This is a genomic window from Spirosoma flavum (assembly GCF_042686045.1).
In the GTDB taxonomy this organism is placed as follows: domain Bacteria; phylum Bacteroidota; class Bacteroidia; order Cytophagales; family Spirosomataceae; genus Spirosoma; species Spirosoma flavum.
Genome location: NZ_JBHUOM010000012.1, coordinates 122,375 through 142,008, shown reverse-complemented (window position 1 = coordinate 142,008; position 19,634 = coordinate 122,375). Strand labels below are relative to the sequence as shown.

The 19,634-nt window shown below is 50.4% G+C and carries 21 protein-coding genes; 17 read left to right on the top strand and 4 right to left on the bottom strand.

The genetic code is table 11. The features are described from left to right. Positions 1–100 precede the first annotated feature (100 nt). From ACFS25_RS15330 to ACFS25_RS15320, 3 genes are all read right to left on the bottom strand, one after another. Positions 101–1,240: a hypothetical protein gene (locus ACFS25_RS15330; protein ID WP_381502565.1), complete on the bottom strand. Its 1,140-nt coding sequence runs from the start codon at positions 1,238–1,240 to the stop codon at positions 101–103. A gap of 354 nt (positions 1,241–1,594) precedes the next feature. Then, complete coding sequence (locus tag ACFS25_RS15325) at positions 1,595–1,756, bottom strand: hypothetical protein (RefSeq protein WP_381502561.1); 162 nt, start codon at positions 1,754–1,756, stop codon at positions 1,595–1,597. A gap of 127 nt (positions 1,757–1,883) precedes the next feature. Beyond that, on the bottom strand, positions 1,884–2,735 hold the full coding sequence (locus ACFS25_RS15320) for a universal stress protein (protein WP_381502558.1): 852 nt from the start codon (positions 2,733–2,735) through the stop codon (positions 1,884–1,886). A gap of 238 nt (positions 2,736–2,973) precedes the next feature. On the opposite strand from ACFS25_RS15320, the gene ACFS25_RS15315 reads away from it, so the two are divergent. The 17 genes from ACFS25_RS15315 (at position 2,974) to ACFS25_RS15235 (ending at position 18,061) form a co-directional block, all read left to right on the top strand. After that, complete coding sequence (locus ACFS25_RS15315) at positions 2,974–3,333, top strand: hypothetical protein (protein WP_381502555.1); 360 nt, start codon at positions 2,974–2,976, stop codon at positions 3,331–3,333. A gap of 6 nt (positions 3,334–3,339) precedes the next feature. After that, positions 3,340–3,960, top strand: a complete 621-nt coding sequence (locus ACFS25_RS15310; RefSeq protein WP_381502552.1) for a TetR family transcriptional regulator — start codon at positions 3,340–3,342, stop codon at positions 3,958–3,960. A 210-nt stretch (positions 3,961–4,170) separates the two neighbouring features. Continuing rightward, positions 4,171–5,151 (top strand): NADH-quinone oxidoreductase subunit B family protein, encoded by a 981-nt coding sequence (locus tag ACFS25_RS15305; protein WP_381502549.1) that lies wholly within the window; start codon positions 4,171–4,173, stop codon positions 5,149–5,151. Between the two features lie 21 nt (positions 5,152–5,172). Further along, positions 5,173–6,768, top strand: a complete 1,596-nt coding sequence (locus ACFS25_RS15300) for a nickel-dependent hydrogenase large subunit (RefSeq protein ID WP_381502546.1) — start codon at positions 5,173–5,175, stop codon at positions 6,766–6,768. A 72-nt stretch (positions 6,769–6,840) separates the two neighbouring features. Next, on the top strand, positions 6,841–7,317 hold the full coding sequence (locus tag ACFS25_RS15295) for a hydrogenase maturation protease (protein ID WP_381502541.1): 477 nt from the start codon (positions 6,841–6,843) through the stop codon (positions 7,315–7,317). Next, complete coding sequence (locus ACFS25_RS15290) at positions 7,314–7,625, top strand: hypothetical protein (protein ID WP_381502538.1); 312 nt, start codon at positions 7,314–7,316, stop codon at positions 7,623–7,625. The genes ACFS25_RS15295 and ACFS25_RS15290 overlap by 4 nt, the downstream gene beginning before the upstream one ends. A 6-nt stretch (positions 7,626–7,631) precedes the next feature. Continuing rightward, the gene (locus ACFS25_RS15285; protein WP_381502536.1) at positions 7,632–9,182 is read left to right on the top strand and encodes a tetratricopeptide repeat protein; all 1,551 of its coding nucleotides are present in this window, start codon (positions 7,632–7,634) and stop codon (positions 9,180–9,182) included. 98 nt (positions 9,183–9,280) lie between these two features. After that, the gene (locus tag ACFS25_RS15280; protein WP_381502533.1) at positions 9,281–9,622 is read left to right on the top strand and encodes a hydrogenase maturation nickel metallochaperone HypA/HybF; all 342 of its coding nucleotides are present in this window, start codon (positions 9,281–9,283) and stop codon (positions 9,620–9,622) included. A gap of 10 nt (positions 9,623–9,632) precedes the next feature. Then, entirely contained in the window at positions 9,633–10,352 is a 720-nt protein-coding gene (gene hypB / locus ACFS25_RS15275; RefSeq protein ID WP_381502531.1) for a hydrogenase nickel incorporation protein HypB, read from the top strand. Positions 10,353–10,464: 112 nt separating this feature from the next. Beyond that, positions 10,465–12,927 carry a carbamoyltransferase HypF gene (hypF, locus tag ACFS25_RS15270; RefSeq protein WP_381502529.1) on the top strand — a complete coding sequence of 821 codons (2,463 nt, stop codon included), beginning with the start codon at positions 10,465–10,467 and terminating at the stop codon, positions 12,925–12,927. After that, complete coding sequence (locus tag ACFS25_RS15265; RefSeq protein WP_381502526.1) at positions 12,905–13,180, top strand: HypC/HybG/HupF family hydrogenase formation chaperone; 276 nt, start codon at positions 12,905–12,907, stop codon at positions 13,178–13,180. The genes hypF and ACFS25_RS15265 overlap by 23 nt, the downstream gene beginning before the upstream one ends. After that, positions 13,177–14,277: a hydrogenase formation protein HypD gene (gene hypD / locus ACFS25_RS15260; RefSeq protein WP_381502523.1), complete on the top strand. Its 1,101-nt coding sequence runs from the start codon at positions 13,177–13,179 to the stop codon at positions 14,275–14,277. Before ACFS25_RS15265 ends, hypD begins: the two co-directional genes overlap by 4 nt. Then, the gene (hypE, locus tag ACFS25_RS15255; protein WP_381502520.1) at positions 14,278–15,354 is read left to right on the top strand and encodes a hydrogenase expression/formation protein HypE; all 1,077 of its coding nucleotides are present in this window, start codon (positions 14,278–14,280) and stop codon (positions 15,352–15,354) included. A 167-nt stretch (positions 15,355–15,521) separates the two neighbouring features. Continuing rightward, positions 15,522–16,649 (top strand): NHL repeat-containing protein, encoded by a 1,128-nt coding sequence (locus tag ACFS25_RS15250; RefSeq protein WP_381502517.1) that lies wholly within the window; start codon positions 15,522–15,524, stop codon positions 16,647–16,649. A gap of 5 nt (positions 16,650–16,654) precedes the next feature. Continuing rightward, positions 16,655–17,293, top strand: a complete 639-nt coding sequence (locus ACFS25_RS15245; RefSeq protein ID WP_381502514.1) for an urease accessory protein — start codon at positions 16,655–16,657, stop codon at positions 17,291–17,293. Further along, complete coding sequence (locus tag ACFS25_RS15240) at positions 17,290–17,523, top strand: hypothetical protein (protein WP_381502511.1); 234 nt, start codon at positions 17,290–17,292, stop codon at positions 17,521–17,523. Before ACFS25_RS15245 ends, ACFS25_RS15240 begins: the two co-directional genes overlap by 4 nt. Continuing rightward, positions 17,498–18,061 (top strand): bifunctional nuclease family protein, encoded by a 564-nt coding sequence (locus tag ACFS25_RS15235; protein ID WP_381502508.1) that lies wholly within the window; start codon positions 17,498–17,500, stop codon positions 18,059–18,061. The genes ACFS25_RS15240 and ACFS25_RS15235 overlap by 26 nt, the downstream gene beginning before the upstream one ends. Positions 18,062–18,984: 923 nt before the next feature. On the opposite strand, the gene ACFS25_RS15230 is transcribed toward ACFS25_RS15235, so the two are convergent. Beyond that, positions 18,985–19,212 carry a hypothetical protein gene (locus ACFS25_RS15230; protein WP_381502505.1) on the bottom strand — a complete coding sequence of 76 codons (228 nt, stop codon included), beginning with the start codon at positions 19,210–19,212 and terminating at the stop codon, positions 18,985–18,987. Between the last annotated feature and the right edge of the window lie 422 nt (positions 19,213–19,634).

The following is a 19,634-nucleotide window of genomic DNA, read 5'->3' as shown; positions in this document are numbered from 1 at the left end:
TTCGTACTAGAACCAGGTTAGTAAGGGAATTGACGGAAAGCGCGAACCGTTTATTCTGCCCAACTAACCCGACACCATCAGTTGGGCAACGTATCGTAAATTAGTCGGTTAGCGATGCGCTGAGCGGAGTAACGGGTTGGGCAAGTGAATAGAATTTTTCGTAGTACTCTGCCGCCATCCGGTCGGAGTCAAAGTAAGGAATGATATCCTGTAAGCTGGCTTTTGCCATACCCAGCCATTGGCTTGGCTGGTTATAATACATGGGCAAAATAACCGTCTCCAAAAGGGTGAACAGGTTGTCCGCGTCGAAGGCGTCCTGCTGGTGAGTGGGCCATGACAGATCGGCTTCGGGCAGAACAAAACTATTGATGCCAGTCCGGGCAAACTCGGGTACCCAGCCATCATTTGTGGAGCAATTGATGGCCCCGTTCATGCCACTGGTACCCGATGCCTCCCGCGTCAGCCGAGGGGTATTGAGCCACAAATCAGCCCCTTGCTTTAGCCATTTCGAGAGCTGGATTTCGTAGCCGACCAGCACCGAGCAATTGATGTACTGCCTGGCCACATGAATCAGCCGGTCGAACGTGCCGATACTGGCATAATCAAACGGATAGGGTTTGCCAGCCCAAAGGAGTTGCACGGGGTAGTGCGGGTTAGTGAGCAGCCGCTCGAACCGGGCCGGGTCTGAAAGCAGTAAGTCGGCGCGTTTGTATCCCGCAAACCGACGCGCCCAGACCAGCCTAAACACGTTCGGGTCGTTGAGGTCGCCCGGCTGATTAACGACTTCATCGAACAGCCCTTGCTTGGCCGTTTTCTTGCGGGCCGCCAGCGCAGCAGCATCGTTTTTGGCTGCGGCATCGTCCAGCAACGGGTCGCCCCAGAATAGCGGGTGCTGGGCATGGGTAATGCAAACAAGTGGCCATAGGTCAGTATAGTTCTGCCACATTGGCGCACAAACCTGCCGGTGTCGTTTGGAAACCGCATTGGCGCGTCCGGCCAGTCGCAAGGCGGCCAACGCCCACTTAAACTCATCCTCCTTGATTCCGGTAATGCGTTGAACGTCGGTCAAAGGCAGGTAGTTAAAAAAGCCCATCCGATCCAGCAATCCACTATCGGTACGTGGGTTACCGGCTTCTTCAGGCGTATGGGTGGTAAACACCAACCGCTCCCGAACGGCCTCAAGGCTTCCCCACTGGCTATACAAATAAAACTCCACTGGCAATGGGTGACTCTCATTCATGTGGTATAGGTCCGGAATCAGCTGGAGTTGTTCCAGTAATGTAGCCCCCCAATGCCCAGCAAAATACTCGACGCGATGCGGGTTTGAGGATTGGCGTCGTAGAGATTATGGCAGATCGTTTGGGCCAGATAGTCGTTCTCGGGTAGGTCTGTCGAGAGGAGATAGGTTGGTGCCGTGCCAAAAGTTATCGACGGCAGCTAATAGGCCGTTACCCATACAGGAGCGTAATTTGAAAGGTGACATGAGTAGGCACGAGGAAACTATACTGCTTCTCCATAAACAGTATGTCCATCGCCTGATCGCCTTTCCGGACCTGATCATAATAGCCATACTTCCATAGAATGCCGATCGCGATCAGGGGATGTTGCAGACGGTAAGCACTTCGCCTAGGTGAACCGGCCAAAAACCCCAGTTCTCCTGAGTAAATCTTAAGGGCTTGATCGAAGGCGAATACCATGGAAAATAAGCAACCCGGCGGGTTGGCTGGGCCGGTAAATCAGCAGAAACAATATCCATAAGGTCAGAAGTAAGCGAGCGCCTAGGTGGTATACCCAAAGTGATACGGGCAGGTAATGAATAAAGCAAAGGTCGGTTTGAACGTAACGACGACTTTTGACAGAAGTGATGGTAGTGGCTGAGTTAGTTAATCTGTTTTTTGAATAAGCAGCAGCGGGCGTTTCGTGATGAGGGAAAGATGGCGAATCTGACTTTGATGAACGAGTTGGTTGAAAAAATTCCGGTTGCGATGGGCCAGGATAAGCGCATCGGGCCGATAGTTTCGCACATAGTCTTCAATGCCTTCAGACAGGGTATCATCGATCAGGTGCTGAAACGTAATACGTTCAGGGGCGTAGGCATTCTCGAATACGTCGATGATGGCTTCTGATACGCTAAACTCCTCATTGTATGAGAGTGATACGTGAACAAGCTCCATACTGGCTCTTAGCTGTTTACCCAGGTGCAGAACCTGACTAATACACTGAAGCTCTTTGCCCTTCAGATCGGCAAAATAACTAAACAGCCGAAGGGCATCTAGTTTCACCACGCCCGGTAGTATCCACACGGGTCGGGTAGCTCGTTGGGCTACGTCTGACGTAACGGAACCGACTAACTTGTCCCAGGCATTAGAGGCTCCCACAGTACTCATTACAATAAAAATAGCATTCTCCTGGTCGGCTGCTTCCAGGATGCCATCTGCAGGTTGGCCTATAACTAGTCGGGTTCTGAGCGGTACGCTGGTAAGCGCATGTTGGCGCTGATAGTCGCGGATTTCACCCTGAAAATGGCGAAGTGCCTCGGCCATCTGATCATAGAGCGGGTTCTTCCAGGCAGTTAACTCTATGACTGGAATGTTAAATGCAGGAACAGGGGCCGCTGCTGGAATAACATGGAGCAACACGACCTGGGCGTCCATTTGTTGAGCCAGTTCAAGGGCAAAGTAAGCCGAGCTGTAGGAAAGGGCGCTGAAATCAATGGGAATCAGGATTGTTTTCATAAGTGACGTATCTAGTCACCCAAAGGTGATATTCCAGCCACTCCAAAATCATGTGTAAACTTATCTTAACGGCTGATTTATCTCAGGTTATCTTTCGTTTCTGCACAAGGTGAAACAAGCGGCATGCTATGTTAGTTATGCAACTTGAAAATTGATTGTTATTCATAAAGAATAGCTTTGAGTTTGGATCACCTATATTCGTTTTAAATAATACAGATTTAATTCGCTCAAGACGATTATGAGCCCAGCCTTTACGATGGATAAGGCAGCCTATGCCAACATGCTGGCTGGCCTGAATAGCCTCCACTTTACAGAGCGGAAGGGAAACTTGACGGACTTTCGATTGTATTATGATGATTTATGGTTATCTGACACGGCTGTCATCGAAAACCTGCATCTGTATCGTGGTGAGTGGGAAGTGGAGTTGATTTTTGCTTATACAGTCAATCCACTGAAGTTTATAAAACGTCGAATCACGTCCCATTCCTGTCCGAAGCGAGCTGCCCAGCAAGCGTATTATATGCGCCGGTTAGCGGCCAAAGACCAACGTGGTACGCTCACCGTTTCGGCTGATCAGCTTAATACCTGTCTGAATTAATTACCTATGCCTGTCTTAACGAAGCAACGCATTTTAAATGCATCGGTCCGGCTCTTCAACAAGTATGGAATTGATGCGGTGCGGCTTCAGCAGATAGCCGAAGAAATCGGTATCAGCGTAGGTAACTTAGCTTATCATTTCAAAACGAAGGATGCTATTATCGAGTCGGTATATGAACAGGTTCTCGACGAGTTTACCCATATTTTCCGCCAGTATCTCCAAGCCCCCGAATTATCCGCTTTTGATCAACAGATCAGTTTATATTATCAATTCTTTCAGAACTATCAGTTCTATCTAGCTGAGTTCTTTAAAACCAACCTCCAACAAACGGAGCAACAAATACAATGGCAGCGGGCGGTCAATAAAATGCTGGTGCAACTCCGTAGCTGGCTTGATTTTCACGTCCAGCGAAATATATTTCGCCCGGAAACTACCCGAGGACAGTACGACCAGGTGGCACAGTCACTCTGGATGAGCTTGGTATTTTTACCTGTCTTCTATGCCATGCGCGGTCAGCTGACCGATGAACGAGCTTATAAACAAGCGGTTTGGGAACACCTGAAACCATACCTTACCGAAGAAGGTGTTTCTGAATTCGACCTACTAATCATGCCTATCCTGGCTTAGTGGAGCAACTTCTCCATAAATCAAACATCTTGTCTGTTCACTGCTAACAATCAGTTATCCACCTGTTGTTTGTCATGTTTGGTTGCGATAAATAAGGCAACCTTACAATACGGTTAGAAAAAAATTAGAAAAAATTTTCTAATTCAAAATTATAATTACATTTGTACTTCTTATAATTCAAAAATCCGAACCCTTATACCCCCGTTTCGCATGGCTAATGTATTATGGCTTCAGGGAGGAGCGTGCAGTGGCAACACGATGTCGTTCCTCAACGCTGAGGAACCCACGGTTGTCGATTTAGTAACCGATTTTGGTGTCAACATCCTCTGGCATCCATCCATTGGCCTTGAGATTGGCAATCAGGTAATACACTTACTTAATGATATTGTGGGCGGGCGAATCCAGTGCGACATCCTCGTTTACGAAGGCAGTATCATTCAGGGCCCACACGGTAGCGGTACCATGAATTTCTTTGCCGACCGACCCATGCAGGATTGGGTTCGGGATTTGGCCAAAGTAGTAGGCTATGTAGTTGCCATCGGCGATTGTGCCACCTGGGGCGGCATTCCAGCCGTTGCGCCCAATCCCAGCGAATCGACAGGGATGCAATTTTTGAAAAAAGCTAAAGGAGGATTCCTGGGGTCTGATTACGTATCGAAGGGCGGTTTGCCCGTTATAAATATTCCCGGTTGCCCGGCTCACCCCGACTGGATTACGCAAATTCTGGTGGCTATTTCGACAGGTCGTATCAGTGATGTACTACTGGACGATTTCCACCGACCTAAAACGTTTTTCACCGACTTCGTGCAAACGGGTTGCCCTAACGTCATTAGTTTCGCCCAGAAAGTTGATGGTGGTTTTGGTAAGCGGGGCGGGTGTTTATTTTACGAAGTGGGCTGTCGCGGACCCATGACGCGCGCCAGCTGCAACCGGATTCTATGGAACCGGCAGTCAAGTAAGACCCGGGCCAATCACCCCTGTCTGGGCTGTACGGAGCCGGGTTTTCCCCATCACGATCTGGAGAAGGGCAGCATTTTTAAAACAATGCATTACCTGGGTTTCCTTCCCAAAGAAACGCCTGTTGGTACGTCGAAGTTAGGCTACTACCTCCGGGCGGGGTTTGAAAAAGTCATTACCGGCACCGAACGCCTTGCTGGGGTCGACCAACCGCAATTTGCCTCATCCAAATAATCCTACTCCCATTCACGAAACATGGCAACATATAAAGAATTGAATATTTCGCCAGTTGGGCGGGTCGAGGGCGATCTCGATGTGAAGGTATACATGGAAAACGGTGTCGTAACGCGGGCCCATACGCAGGCGGCCATGTTCCGGGGCTTCGAAAAAATAATGGAGGGCAAAGATCCGCAGGCGGGTTTAATCGTGACACCCCGTATCTGTGGCATTTGCGGGGGGTCTCATCTCTATTGCGCTTCGTCGGCACTGGATACGGCCTGGAAAACGACACTCCCTCCCAACGCGCTCTTACTGAGGGCTATCGGGCAGGCAACCGAAACCATTCAGAGTATACCGCGCTGGTTCTACGCCATTTTTGCGACCGATATGGCGAACAAAAAATTCGCCAACAAGCCCCTCTACGATGAAGTTGTAAAACGCTTTGCGGCCTATGTGGGCACGTCGTTTCAGCGGGGCGTTACCGCCAGTGGGCGTCCGGTAGAAGTGTACGCACTCTTTGGCGGGCAGTGGCCCCATTCGAGTTACATGGTGCCGGGGGGCGTTATGTGTGCGCCAACACTCAAAGACATTACCCGTGCACACGCCATCATGAACCAGTTCCGTAAAGACTGGCTCGAAACGCTCTGGCTAGGCTGTTCCATCGAGCGGTATATGCAGATTAAAACCTGGGACGACCTGATGGCCTGGGTGGAGGAAAACGATTCGCAGCGTAATTCGGATCTGGGCTTATTTATCCGGGCCAGTCTACAGTTTGGACTGCACAAGTTCGGGCAGGGTGTCGGCAGGTTTATCGCTTATGGCACCTATCTGCACAAAGACCATTACCAGAAACCAACCATTGAGGGACGTAATGACGCCCTAATTAGCCGGAGCGGATTTTACGATGGCAGCAAGTACCATGTCTTCGATCACCTGAGCATTAAAGAACACGTAGGCCACGCCTGGTACGAAGATGTGCCGGCGGCTCACCCTTGGGATGAACCGCTGCCGACGCCAGTTCAGTCGCACAGTTTGCAAGACTCGGATTTTAATAAAAAATACACCTGGTCAAAGGCACCACGCTACATGGATATGGCCGCAGAAGCCGGACCGTTAGCGCGTGTAATCATGAATGCTAACCCGGACAATCTATTGCCGCATCAGGTTTATGATCCGCTGTTTGGCGATGTGTTGGATAAAATGGGCACAAACGTATTTACTCGAGCGTTAGCTCGCGTTCACGAAGCCGCCCGGATTTATACACAAATTGATGAGTGGCTCCGCCAGGTAGACCTCAACAGCGAATTTTATATAAAACCGGAAGAACGCGACGGTAAAGGTTTCGGGGCTACCGAAGCCGCACGGGGTGCGTTGGCCCACTGGATTGAGATTGAAAACGGAGTTATTAAAAACTACCAGGTTATGGCACCCACCACCTGGAACGTTGGTCCGAACGATGACCGGGGCAATCCCGGCCCGATTGAAGCGGCTCTTGAAGGAACCGAAATCGAAGATGCAAATGATCCCGTCGAGGTAGGTATGGTGGCCCGCTCGTTCGACTCGTGTCTGGTTTGCACCGTTCACGCCTACGATGGCAAATCGGGTAAGGAAATGGCCAAATTTAAATTGTGAAGGAGTGAATGAGTGATTGAATAGCTGACGCAAATCTTATCCAATCATTCAATCACCCACTCACCAAATCGGATGAAAAAAACCGCCATTATGGGTTTCGGCAATCCCGTTCGTAGTGACGACGGCGTGGGTTGTTACGTTATTGAGCAGCTTCGGGAATCACTTGGTGAAGAGCCCGAAATTAGTTTGTTTGATATGGGTACGTCGGCTTTTGAAGTGCTGTTTCAACTGCGCGGTCACGAACGGATTTTGATTGTCGATGCGGTGATCAATACGGGAGAAATACCCGGTACGCTCTACAAACTGCCCGCTCACGAGGTTGAAGCCGCTATTCAGGACGATCCGATGGTGTTTCTGCACAGCTTGAAATGGGACCAGGCATTATCGTATGCCCGTAAGATTCTGCTCGATGAGTACCCCGACGATATACAGGTCTACCTCATTGCAGTCGATGATACGAAACTGGAAGTCAAGCTATCTGAAGTCGTAAAAGCTGCTGGTGATCGCGTTGTGACCTTACTGCGCGAAAACCTGCTGGAAACGGCATGAGTGCCGTTTATTTGAAAAACAGCTATTTACTTATTGAAGCCTCTGTTGCTCAGGTGGCTTTTGGCGACGATCCGCAGGTGAATGTCGTGTATTACCTCGACCGGAAAACGTTACTGGTAGCGGGTAAATCGAAATCGTTTTTCGAGACGATGCACAAAACCAGTCGGGTGCTATTGAAAGACCGGAATCTACTGGGTGACAAGTCGGTGAATATCCGCGAACTGTTGATTGACAACGACCTCAATGATACCGACCGTGACTTAATTTATGACTTAAAAATCACTGGTATTCTGAGCGTTATACTCTGACTCATTATGCACTACCTGACAATACTCACCGACGATATACCTGCTGTTCATCAAGCTATTCAAACCGAATTTCGGCTTGGTGAGTTGGTCCAGATCGCCCCGCTGACCGATACCAGCCCCGACGTAGCTACGTTACTCGTTTCTGGGGGAACCATTCAACTGCCCTTCGACTGGAGTGATAATTTACCACCCGTTCTGTTGCCCCGCCCGCTGCCCTTTTCGCCCGAAAATCTGCTGTCGGTGGTGTTTATGCGGTTAGATAACTGGGAGAAAGCCTACGAATATGCCCGGCATGGAGGTGCCCCGCATGGAGGTGCCCGGCATGGAGGTGATAATCCCTTACTAACCGATGCCATCGACCTCACCAACCGGCTGCAAGCGGGCGTATTACAGGTAGCACCGGCGCGTCCTATAGATGGAACAAGCACGTTTGACACCTACCAGCGCTGGCACAACCGGGCCGTGGCGCTTCACTACGGTAACCTCGAAACCGACGCAGCGAAAGACGACGTAGCAGAAGCGTATCAATTGGCCTTGCGCTATGCACCGGATGCCGAATGCCGGGCCTACACAACCAAACAGTACGCTACGTTACTGCTCGACACCGGACAATTGACAGAAGCTAATAATGTGTTGGCGATGGTCAATGTACCCGAACTGAGTTCTGCTTCCGGATTGCTGGACTACCGGTACGAATTGCTGGCTGTTCAGTACGCTGTTTGGCTTCAACAGTTGGTAATTCCCTACGATGCTAGCCTGCTCGAACAAACGAAAACTGCACTTTGGCATGTATTAGAGTATTACGAAGCTCGGCAACGCCCAATTCAGGTGGGTTTATTATTGGTCGATTCGGCTCAGGTGGCCAACTTCACCAATAGTTTTGCCGAAGCATTAGGCTATATCAGTCGTGCGCTTACGATCTTTCGCGACGAAGACGTTCCCGAACTGCTTGCCAATGCGCAGTACCGTAAAGGCGTGTTGCTCTACACCTGGGCGCAGAATGGCAATCCGCAGTTTTATCGCCCCGCTATGGAAGCGTATCAGGCGGCACTCAAGGTGTTTACACAACAAAATGCACCCGCTATTTTTGCCGAAATTCAACACCACCTCGGTGTTATTTTTGCCGAGATTCCTGACGAAGTCAAAAAGAAAAGCATCTGGGCGGCTGTGTCGTCGAGTTCATTTCAGCAGGCTATGGCTTATTTTAACCGGGAGGAATTCCCGTATGAATATGCTACGATCTGTAACCACTACGCCAACGCGCTGACAAAATATCCGCCAGCGGCCAAATCAGACAACTATGCCAAGGCCATTGGCTACTACCGCGATGCCCTGCGGGTGCGCACTGCCGATACATATCCTTACGAACGGGCTTTAACGATTCTAAACTACCTTGAATCTGGCTGGTACGTAGGCGAAGATGATCCGCAGAATCAACGGGCACTTTATAACGACATGGTCCGAAAAGCGAGTGAAGTACGGTTGTTAGTGGCTGATGAAGCCCTGCTCCGGGAAGCCGATCAGCATTTGCAACGACTGGGCGAGCTGATTATTTAGTGTTCGTAGTGTCGGGCCGGGTGGCCGGTGCCATTTCAAACCCGACACCACGAAAGAAGCAAGTAGTTGACTGACAGTCAATTGAACGAATACCCCTTATGCACGAAATTTCATTAGTTCGCAACATTTTTCGAACGCTTGAGGAAGAGTTTCCTACCGATATGAATCGGATTCGGAAGATTTATTTGAAAGCCGGGTTACTCTCGAACGTGCAGCCAATTTTGATGCAAAATGCGTTTGCGGCCGTACTGGAAGATGAACCCCGCTATCAGCAAATAAGCCTGTATGTTGAAGTACTGCCGATTCTGGTCCATTGCGATACGTGCGATAAGACGACCGAAGTGCAGCAATATAAGTTTGTGTGCTGCTGTGGCAAACCCAGCCGAAACGTCGTTCAGGGCGAAGAGTTGCTGATTAGTAAAGTGGAATTTGAGGATTAAAAGAATAGATATGACAACGGCCAGACCCAAATCAAATCAGGCTTCTGCGGGAGCCGTACAGTGCGAAAATACAACATTGAACCTACTGAAAGTCAACGACTTCGTTGCGAAAGCTATTCGAGATCGCTTGCCCGATGTGCTGGTAATAAACGTCTGCTCGTCGCCGGGAAGTGGTAAAACAACGCTCCTGCAGGAAACCGGTAAGCGGCTTCATAACCGCCTGACGATGGCGGTGCTGGTCGGCGATCCCGAAACGGAACGTGATGCCATCCGGATGCGGGACGTAGGTATCAACGCCCTGCAAATCGTGACGGGTGGGATGTGCCATATCGAAGCGCAGATGATTTACCAAGCCCTTGATCACATCGACCTGACGGGCGTTGACTTGCTGTTTATCGAAAACGTGGGTAATCTGGTTTGTCCAGCCGCATTTGATCTGGGCGAAGACTTCCGGGTGACGCTGTTGGCCTCTACCGAAGGCGACGACAAGCCCAAAAAGTACCCGCGTATGTTCCTGACCAGCGAACTAATGGTCGTCTCGAAGTCTGATTTGCTGCCCTATGTGCCGTTCAAAGTCGAAAATGTAGTGCAGGACGCTCGCGATGTGAACCCCGATATTGAGGTGCTGACCCTCTCCAGCACCACCGGTGAGGGCATTGACGACTGGTGCGACTGGTTACTGGCACGGGTAGAACAGAAGAAAGCAAAGCTACTCGTTGAAGCGAGTTAATATTTGGTGACGTCTCATCTCGCATCAGCCACCACAGGCCATCTGGATAAATGATTTGTGCGAACACAAACAAGAGGAGTGACCACTTTCACTTATTTTTCAACTCCACTCCATGACGTTTCATCTTCACTTTACCGGACAAGTGCAGGGCGTGGGCTTCCGGCCTTTCGTATGGCAATTGGCCCGATTAATGAAACTGCAAGGCGCGGTGAGTAACGGTGCTGATGGAGTGCATATTTATATCAATACCGATTCTGCCACAGCGCAGCTATTTTTAAGCCGCGTTCAGGCGGAAGCACCAAGGCTGGCGCGTATTCAGTCGGTAGCGTTAAGCGAAGTTGCCCCGGTTTATTATACTGATTTTGCGATTGTTACTAGCCAGATTACCGGTCAGGCATCGTTGCTGCTCACGCCCGATCTAGCTTTGTGCGAAGCCTGCCGGGCAGAAATGGCTGACTCGGTCGATCGGCGGTTTGGTTATGCATTTACAACGTGTACACATTGCGGGCCGCGCTATTCCATTCTGCATCAGTTGCCTTACGACCGCCAGACAACAACTATGAGCGCGTTTGGGATGTGCACCGATTGTGAGCGCGAATACCACGATCCGGCAAATCGACGGTTTTATGCGCAAACTAATTCCTGCCCGAACTGCCCGGTCGAACTGAGATTATTCTCGGCTTCAGGACAACAGCTGGCTAATCACCAGGATGAAATTATAGACTACGTAGCGGATGCATTAGGTGCCGGTCAGACGGTGGCAATTAAAGGTATTGGCGGCTATTTATTGCTATGTGATGCGACGAACGCAAACGCCATCACACAACTCCGTAAGCGTAAACATCGCCCGACCAAACCGCTGGCTGTATTATATCCGAACGTAGCGACCTTACAACAGGATTGTTACCTTGCCGACGACGAACGGGCTCTGCTAACGGGATCTGTATCGCCCATTGTGCTGCTCGATCAACGACCTAACCCGGCGTCTAAAGTAGCCGTTGACAAACTCGCACCCGGTCTTAGTCAACTAGGGGTTATGTTGCCCTACGCGCCCCTGCTGGCTTTACTTGCCAATAAATTCAATAAACCACTCGTCGCGACAAGCGGTAACGTGAGTGGGTCACCAATTTGCTACACCAACGAACAGGCTCTTGAGCAACTGCCCGCCATTGCCGATCTCATCCTGACGCATAATCGGGCTATTGTTGTGCCGCAGGATGATTCGGTGGTGCGCTTGTCGCCAGCATACCGTCAACCGATTGTGCTGCGTCGCTCGCGTGGTTTAGCGCCAACCGTCGTGTATTCTCCTAAAAAAAAGGAGAGCGGGGCGGGGGATGAGGTAAATACGACTACTGTACTGGCCTTTGGTGCATCGCTAAAAAGTACGTTTGCCTGTCAGTTGCGTGGCAATATCTATGTTAGTCAATACATCGGCGATCTGGAAAGCTACGATACGCAAACCAGTTTTCGAGCTACACTCGACCATTTCCTAAAACTCTTTGACGCCACACCCGATCTAATTCTGGCTGACCAACATGAAGGGTATTTTTCGACCCAATTAGCGCACGAATTAGCTACAATCTGGGGTATTCCCATCCAATTAGTTCAACACCACGAAGCGCATTTAGCGGCTGTATTGGCTGAAAATGGGTTGACAGGAGATGAGCCTATACTGGGCGTCATCTGGGATGGGACAGGCTACGGAACCGATGGGCAAATCTGGGGCGGAGAATTTATTGCCTACCAGAACAGCGTGTTCAATAGGGTATGCCACTTCGATTACTTCGACTCGCTATTAGAGGACAAAATGCCCCGCGAACCCCGACTTTCGGCTCTGTCGCTGGCTCACAATATACCCGGTGCCGACACGATACTACGGGTGAAGTTCACCGATAAAGAGTGGCATCTGTATTCTAAATTACCTGAATTAAGTAATGAGGTTGTGGGTTGTCTGTGGCCTATGTCCTCACCGATCACTCATGCGTCAGTAAACGGTTCCCATGCGGCAGTTTGGCCAATGAGGGCACACGCCACGGGTAAGAACCGACTAAAAACCAGTAGTGTTGGGCGGTTGTTCGATGCGGTAACTGCGCTCCTGGGTCTAGCCGACCAGGTTAGTTACGAGGGCGAGGCCGCGTTATTGCTTGAGACCCATGCCGCCCGATACGTTCGAGCGAAGGGCTATACAGGCGTTCAAAGCTATTTGCCCGATGTGACAACTCAGATTCCAACGAGAGCCGTCGTAGAAGGCGTTGTCCGCGATATACAGGCCGGACAATCAACCGACCAGATTGCGGCTGCGTTTCATTACACACTGGTGCAGGTTGTAGCCGCTTTAGCCCAACAAACGGGCATCCGGCAGTTGGCCTTTAGTGGGGGCGTTTTTCAGAATGCGCTACTCGTAGACTGGCTGCGACATAAACTTGAACCAGCTCATAAACTCTATTTTCATCACCAGCTTTCACCCAACGACGAGTGTATCTCGTTCGGACAAATCGCCCATTACGCGCTGACAACACCGCTTCCTGTACAGTCAAAAACCGAAACTACTTATGTGCTTAGCCATTCCCGGTAAAATAAAATCCATCGAATACCAGTATAATGGGCTGATTCGTATGGCCCGCGTGGCCTTCGGGGGTATCATCAAAGAAGCCAGTTTAGATATGGTGCCGCACGCGAAAGAAGGCGACTATGTGCTTGTGCATGTGGGCGTCGCTATCAGTATTGTGGATGAGGAAGAGGCCGAAAAAACGTTTGCCTACCTCCGCGAAATCGGCGACTTAGATGACTTAGTGGAAAGTAGCCAGATTGACCGCCACGCCCTATGAAACACCTCACCGAATACCGCGACCCCGAACTGGTAGACCAATACCTTCAGGAACTGCACCGGACGACCACTCGCCCCTGGACCATCATGGAAGTGTGCGGGGGGCAAACCCACGGCCTAGTTAAAAACGGCCTGTTGAACCTGCTGCCCGAACTCGTCACGATGGTACACGGGCCGGGTTGCCCAGTCTGCGTTACACCCGTCAACCTGATCGACAAGGCGGTGTATCTGGCCGAAAAAAAAGGCGTGATGCTCTGCTCCTACGGGGATATGATTCGGGTGCCGGGTTCAACAAAGAGCCTGCTCGACGCGAAAGCGGGTGGGGCCGATGTTCGGATTCTGTACTCGCCTTTGGAGGCCGTCAGGCTGGCGCGCCAAAACCCCGATCGTGAGGTCGTGTTTTTTGCTGTGGGCTTCGAAACTACGGCTCCGGCCAATGCGCTGTCTGTGGTGCAGGCCCGGCAACTGGGTCTGAAAAACTACTCTATTCTAGCGTCACACGTACTGGTGCCGCCCGCTATGGAAGCCGTCATTCAGGACGACGATACGAATATTCAGGGTTTTCTGGCGGCTGGTCACGTCTGTGCAATTATGGGCATCGGCGAGTATGGACCGTTGGTAGAGCGGTATCGAATGCCGATGGTCGTAACTGGCTTTGAGCCGGTCGATTTGTTGCAGGGTATTTTGATGGTAGTGCGGCAATTGGAACGGGGCGACTATCGACTCGAAAATCAATACGCCCGTGTAGTGCGTCCCGAAGGAAATCCCGAAGCCCAGCGCATCATCGAGCAGGTGTTTGCCGTTGTTGACCGGGAGTGGCGGGGTATCGGTACCATTCCCAATAGCGGCTGGGCGGTGCGCCCTGAGTTAGCCGACTTCGATGCTGACCGTAAGTTTTCGGTTTCTATCGCCAAAGCGCCCGAATGCCCTGACTGTATTGCTGGTCTGGTGCTAAAAGGTATCAAAAAGCCGCATGAATGCAGTCAATTCGGGCGTATTTGTACACCCGAACGCCCGCTGGGTGCGCCGATGGTTTCGTCGGAGGGGGCTTGTGCCGCATACTATCATTTTGCCAACACTGAACTGGCCGAAGCCTAAATGATGACGATTCAACAACCTAAAATGCGGGTACACTGTCCCATGCCGAAACTCGATTTCGACATTATTACGCTGGGGCACGGCAGCGGAGGACTTCTAACCAATAAATTGCTGGAAGTGGGCGTATTCGATCTGCTCAGCAATCCTTTGCTCGATACCCACCACGACGGGGCCATGCTGAACCTGACGGGCCGCGTGGCGTTTACGACTGACAGCTACGTAATTTCTCCCGTATTTTTCCCCGGTGGCAACATCGGTGAACTGGCTATTAATGGGACGGTTAATGACCTGGCCATGTGCGGAGCCACCCCCAAGTACCTGTCACTGAGCTTTATTCTGGAAGAAGGGTTGACAATGGCCGAATTCTGGGATGTGCTGATCAGTATCAAATATGCATCGGAACGGGCCGGTATACAAATTGTGACGGGCGACACAAAAGTGGTAGAACGAGGCAAGGGTGACAAAATTTTTATCAATACATCCGGCATTGGCCAAATACACCCACGGGCTAATATCAGTATAAAAAACGTTAGAACTGGCGACAAAGTGATCGTTAGTGGTCACATTGCCACGCACGGCATGGCCATTATGTCCGTACGCGAAGGGCTGGAATTTGAAACCACCCTGATCAGCGATACGGCTCCGCTGAATCATACCGTTCTGGCCTTGCTGGACGAATTCGGTCCTGCTATTCACCTTCTTCGCGACCCAACTCGCGGGGGCGTAGCAACCGTACTGAACGAAATTGCCCGCGATCGAAACGTCGGCGCGACTCGATTGGGTATTGATTTGAAACAAGCGGCTATTCCCGTGCTTGATGAGGTGGCCGGTGCCTGCGAACTGCTGGGTTTGGACCCACTTTACGTAGCAAATGAAGGCGTTTTTCTGGCTATTGTTGCGCCGGAGGTGGCCGATGCCTTTGTTGGAAAACTACAAACACTCGACTACGGACATTCGGCGGCCATCATCGGCGAAGTCGTGGCAGAACACCCCGGTCAGGTAGTTATGACTAGTCGCATCGGCGGTCGGAGGGTGGTGAATATGCTGGTTGGTGAGCAACTGCCAAGAATCTGCTAGAAGCTGTTTGAGTTATTGATTTGCGTCTACAATGAGTGGATTTTGAGTTAGGACAAGGCACTTTTTGAGGACGTAGCCGTAGCTACGGCTGAAAAAAGTAACGCAGACATGGCTCAAAAGCCGCCATTTTAGTCCGAAGAAATTAACTTAAACAGCTTCTTAACGGTATGATACTAACTACGCCCAACTTAACACAGTCGTTACCCACGCTTCCCGCGCTGGTAAAGTCAAGCACCGTTTTTCGGGGAAGTAAGGGCAATTCACTGCTGGCTCCGCGCGGAGTCTGGGCAGTGGACGGACGGTTGATGGTGTCCGATACGGGCCAAAATCGCGTGTTTATCTGGAATCAGATACCAACGACTGAATATGCCGAACCTGATGTTGTACTAGGTCAGGTCGACGCGGTCAACACAGGCCGGAATGCTGGTGGGAGCGTTGGCGCTGATACCTTACAATACCCATCAGGACTATGGTCGGATGGCGAGCGGCTTATTGTGGCTGATGCCTGGAACCACCGCGTACTGATCTGGAATCACTTCCCCACGCAGAACGGACAGCCGGCTGATATCGTGCTGGGACAGGCCGATTTTACCGGTAGTCAACCGAACGGACAAGGCATTGGGGCCGCGCCGAGCGAACGAACGCTGAACTGGCCTTATGGTGTAACTTCTGACGGACAGCGGCTTTGGATTGCCGATACGGGTAACCGGCGCGTGCTGTTTTACGATCACATGCCGACCGAATCGCTTGCCCCGGCCACGGCGGTGATTGGTCAACCTGATTTTACGGAACGTGACTACGATTCGGAGCACGCCATCTGGCCATATTCAGTCAGAATCGGCCCCGATGGACAACTGGCGGTGGTCGATACACAATATTACCGCACCCTGATCTGGCACGACTGGCGCACGGCACCCCGGCAACAGGCCGACGTTTTGGTCGGGCAACCTGATTTTGGGAGTAATGGCCAGAATCAGTACGGGTTATTTCCGGCCCAACAGACGTTGAACTGGACCTACGACGCGCATTTCTACCGACACGGATTGCTGGTGGCCGACACGGGTAATAGCCGGATTCTGTGGTTCGATACGGTGCCGACTCAACACAACCAACTGGCTGACAATTTAATTGGTCATGCCAGTTTTAGCATCGGAAGCGAGAACGCCAGCACACGCTTTGGCACGGATAAACAATTGTATTGGCCATTTTCGATTAGCACCGATGGCGATCAGTTATGTATTGCCGACACGGGCAACCACCGGATCATCATTGGTCAACTGACTCTTACTAAGTAAGCCATATGGAAACGCTTCTTCCTCTTTTACTGGCGTTGAGCGTCGGTTTTGCCCACGCTTTTGAGGCCGATCACTTACTCGCCGTAAGCAACATTGTTACCCGTCGAACAACTATCGGGCTGGCGCTGAAAGACGGCGTATTCTGGGGATTGGGGCATACGTCCACCATTCTGCTCGTAGGAAGCGTTTTCATGGTTGGTAAATTTGCGCTACGCGAAGCTGATTTTCGCTATCTCGAAGCAAGCGTAGGCGTCATGCTGGTTTCGCTTGGCGTCCTACGGCTGTATAAGTTGCTGAATGCGCCGAATAAGATTCTGGCACATCCTCACATGCATTCATCTGACGGCCACGAGCATGGCTTGGCTTATGGCATAGGTCTACTACATGGACTGGCGGGTAGCGGTGCCCTAGTTCTCTCGGTGCTAACCCGCATAAAAGGAACGGGTGCGGGAATGTTTTATCTGGTACTGTTTGGCGTTGGTTCTATGGTGGGGATGATGGTGGCGGCTGGGGCATTCAGCATACCGTTTTCTCTTCGTTTAGCAGCCAATCCAACGGTTAGAATAACGTTGGTGGCACTGTCGTCGTTGGTGTGTATCGGCCTTGGCACAGCGGTTATTTACGAAAACGTACTGGTTAGATGAATACATACGACGAAACTGAATTTGTTCTCTACGCGCTGGCCGAAATGAAAATCCCGGTGCAACACCATACCGATACCTACATCAAATTGGTCAACGGGTATGAGATTGAGGTTGAAAAACGTGATTTATATCGACTAACTGTCGACGGGTTTGTGATTTCACCCTTCAACGATATGGGGGAGTTGTGTCAGTTTATTCAACGAAATGGATCGCCTGCAAACGATGATTGATCTGTCGATTATTGCCCTCTCGGAAAGTATCTCGAAACCCGGTAATTATGCCCTTATTCTGGAAGATGTAGTTGGCAAGCGACGTATTCCATTAATTATCGGAACCAGCGAAGCGCAGGCTATTGCCGTGGCGATGGAAAAAATGCAACCACTCCGGCCCTTCACCCATGACCTGTTTTATCAAACATTGAAACAGACAGGCATTATCATGAAAGAAGCCGTCATTACGCGTGTTCAGGACGAGATTTTTTATGCCCACATTGTTCTCCTGACGCCAGTTGGAGCTACTCTGGTGATGGATGCCCGCCCGTCTGACGCAATTGCTCTGGCTGTACGATTCGATTGCCCGCTTCGGGCGACGCTTGACGTAGTGGAGACATCTGGCTATTTTATTGACGATAAAGTTCGTGACAAAAAAGGCTCCTATGCTGAGTATACGATGGCCGAACTGGAGGAATTGCTAGCCAGAATCATAAAGAAAGAAGACTACGAAAGTGCTGCCCGTGTGCGGGATGCAATTGATAAGCGGAAAGGGTAACCGAATCGGGCGAATTATCCGCTTTGTTACGATCAGCAGGAATAGGGCCGAAACTAATTATTGGCCGTTTGAGGATAATTTGAAACGCGCTACTGGAAAAGTATGCCTTTTGGGCTTGTGCCATGATATTATTCCATAAGCGACGGTGACCCAGCCATGATACGTATCGGCTAGTATGGAGTTTGGACAAAGTTGACCAACTTGGTGGCCCAGCAAGCAACAGGCTACATCGATCAGCCTTGGAGTATCAAGAATCAACCGTTTTAGTCGTTAGATTTGGACGGCTGAACGTAGTCTTCAGCGAAAATAATTCCCCGGTACGTCACCCTCGCGGAGTTCAGAATCTGGCTTTACTACGAAAATGGCTTTGTCAGCCTTACGCCAGGAGCCAACGCCAATGAGCCTTAATCGCAAGGGCAAAAAAGTGGCCCGTGATGAGAATTACCCTTTGACCGTCATTCAACAAGTTTGATGCGTTTGCTCTGATTAGATAGCGTTGAGTGATGAATGTGTATAATAGCTTCGGCAATGACTTGTCTGTTACCCCATCGGCCTACATGCCAGCGTGATTGAAAGGGAAAGATGTTATGTTCAGAGAGGTACAAAACTGATTCCAACCCATCCCCGCATCCAGTTGATTTTCATTCATGCGAATCAAATAGGCGATTACAACTTGTAAAGCACTGTCAATAGGTGAGCATTATAGTCGGATAGGTCAGGAGCCTTGCGGCTCCCTTCCCTCCTCAAAACCGGGCTTGTGCCTTCTCGACACATCCGGCGCAAGCAGATGACAACCGGCTCAGGGTTCCTTGCTTCGTTTTTGTTGCTTCGAATGCTTTCGCGTGCACTTGTTGATGACACGTCACATGAACTAACCGCAGATTGCAATACGCATCATGGGCCCCTTCCTGCTTCGATTTGACCTAATGAACGTGCAGGGCTTCGTTGGTAAACAAACTCGTTTTGCAGACGGGACATGGATAGTTCTGCCTTCGGACGATTCGTTGCTTGCTGGGTACTAACTCGGCCAACTTTCGTTGGGTGCGTTTCTGCCAGTACGCCCGCAAACTAGGATCGTCCGGAGAAGCCGCATGCTGAATCAGACTATACGGCTGGATTGGCATCCAGACAAAGCGTAAAATTTTCAGCAAATTAAGAACGTGTTTGGGAATTAAGCATGGTTAAGAGTCGGGCAACTTTTGTAGCGACCGCTCCCGCAGCCTGGCAAGCGATAACCACACAAGCGGCCCCACAAAAAGTTCTCGAAATTGACCGCTCCGGCGGCTCTCATTGGATTACAATAAGCTTTCAAGGGATATTAGTTATCATTCTGAGAGTTAGCTCGATTTATGGTACCAACTTCACTTTTCCGGGAGGTGATCGCCAAACCATTTTTTCAAAAAAATATTGTGTGTCGATATGACATTTAAAAAATTAGTGTCATTTTTACACTAATAAATGCTATAGGTAAAATTTGATCCATCCTAAGGCACATAATTTTCCAGTGATGCCAGATTGATAAAAAAATTGGGATCATTTAGCTAGTTTATAATTCACTGTAATACGGCAGGTC

Coding starts and splice junctions, on each gene's coding strand:
- ACFS25_RS15290 (WP_381502538.1), top strand. CDS start 7,314: ATGAGTGCCGTTTATTTGAAAAACAGCTATTTACTTATTGAAGCCTCT.
- ACFS25_RS15305 (WP_381502549.1), top strand. CDS start 4,171: ATGGCTAATGTATTATGGCTTCAGGGAGGAGCGTGCAGTGGCAACACG.
- ACFS25_RS15285 (WP_381502536.1), top strand. CDS start 7,632: ATGCACTACCTGACAATACTCACCGACGATATACCTGCTGTTCATCAA.
- ACFS25_RS15250 (WP_381502517.1), top strand. CDS start 15,522: ATGATACTAACTACGCCCAACTTAACACAGTCGTTACCCACGCTTCCC.
- ACFS25_RS15295 (WP_381502541.1), top strand. CDS start 6,841: ATGAAAAAAACCGCCATTATGGGTTTCGGCAATCCCGTTCGTAGTGAC.
- ACFS25_RS15325 (WP_381502561.1), bottom strand. CDS start 1,756: ATGGATATTGTTTCTGCTGATTTACCGGCCCAGCCAACCCGCCGGGTT.
- hypE (WP_381502520.1), top strand. CDS start 14,278: ATGATGACGATTCAACAACCTAAAATGCGGGTACACTGTCCCATGCCG.
- ACFS25_RS15235 (WP_381502508.1), top strand. CDS start 17,498: ATGGATCGCCTGCAAACGATGATTGATCTGTCGATTATTGCCCTCTCG.
- ACFS25_RS15245 (WP_381502514.1), top strand. CDS start 16,655: ATGGAAACGCTTCTTCCTCTTTTACTGGCGTTGAGCGTCGGTTTTGCC.
- ACFS25_RS15240 (WP_381502511.1), top strand. CDS start 17,290: ATGAATACATACGACGAAACTGAATTTGTTCTCTACGCGCTGGCCGAA.
- ACFS25_RS15300 (WP_381502546.1), top strand. CDS start 5,173: ATGGCAACATATAAAGAATTGAATATTTCGCCAGTTGGGCGGGTCGAG.
- ACFS25_RS15310 (WP_381502552.1), top strand. CDS start 3,340: ATGCCTGTCTTAACGAAGCAACGCATTTTAAATGCATCGGTCCGGCTC.
- hypB (WP_381502531.1), top strand. CDS start 9,633: ATGACAACGGCCAGACCCAAATCAAATCAGGCTTCTGCGGGAGCCGTA.
- hypF (WP_381502529.1), top strand. CDS start 10,465: ATGACGTTTCATCTTCACTTTACCGGACAAGTGCAGGGCGTGGGCTTC.
- ACFS25_RS15280 (WP_381502533.1), top strand. CDS start 9,281: ATGCACGAAATTTCATTAGTTCGCAACATTTTTCGAACGCTTGAGGAA.
- ACFS25_RS15265 (WP_381502526.1), top strand. CDS start 12,905: ATGTGCTTAGCCATTCCCGGTAAAATAAAATCCATCGAATACCAGTAT.
- ACFS25_RS15330 (WP_381502565.1), bottom strand. CDS start 1,240: ATGAATGAGAGTCACCCATTGCCAGTGGAGTTTTATTTGTATAGCCAG.
- ACFS25_RS15315 (WP_381502555.1), top strand. CDS start 2,974: ATGAGCCCAGCCTTTACGATGGATAAGGCAGCCTATGCCAACATGCTG.
- ACFS25_RS15320 (WP_381502558.1), bottom strand. CDS start 2,735: ATGAAAACAATCCTGATTCCCATTGATTTCAGCGCCCTTTCCTACAGC.
- hypD (WP_381502523.1), top strand. CDS start 13,177: ATGAAACACCTCACCGAATACCGCGACCCCGAACTGGTAGACCAATAC.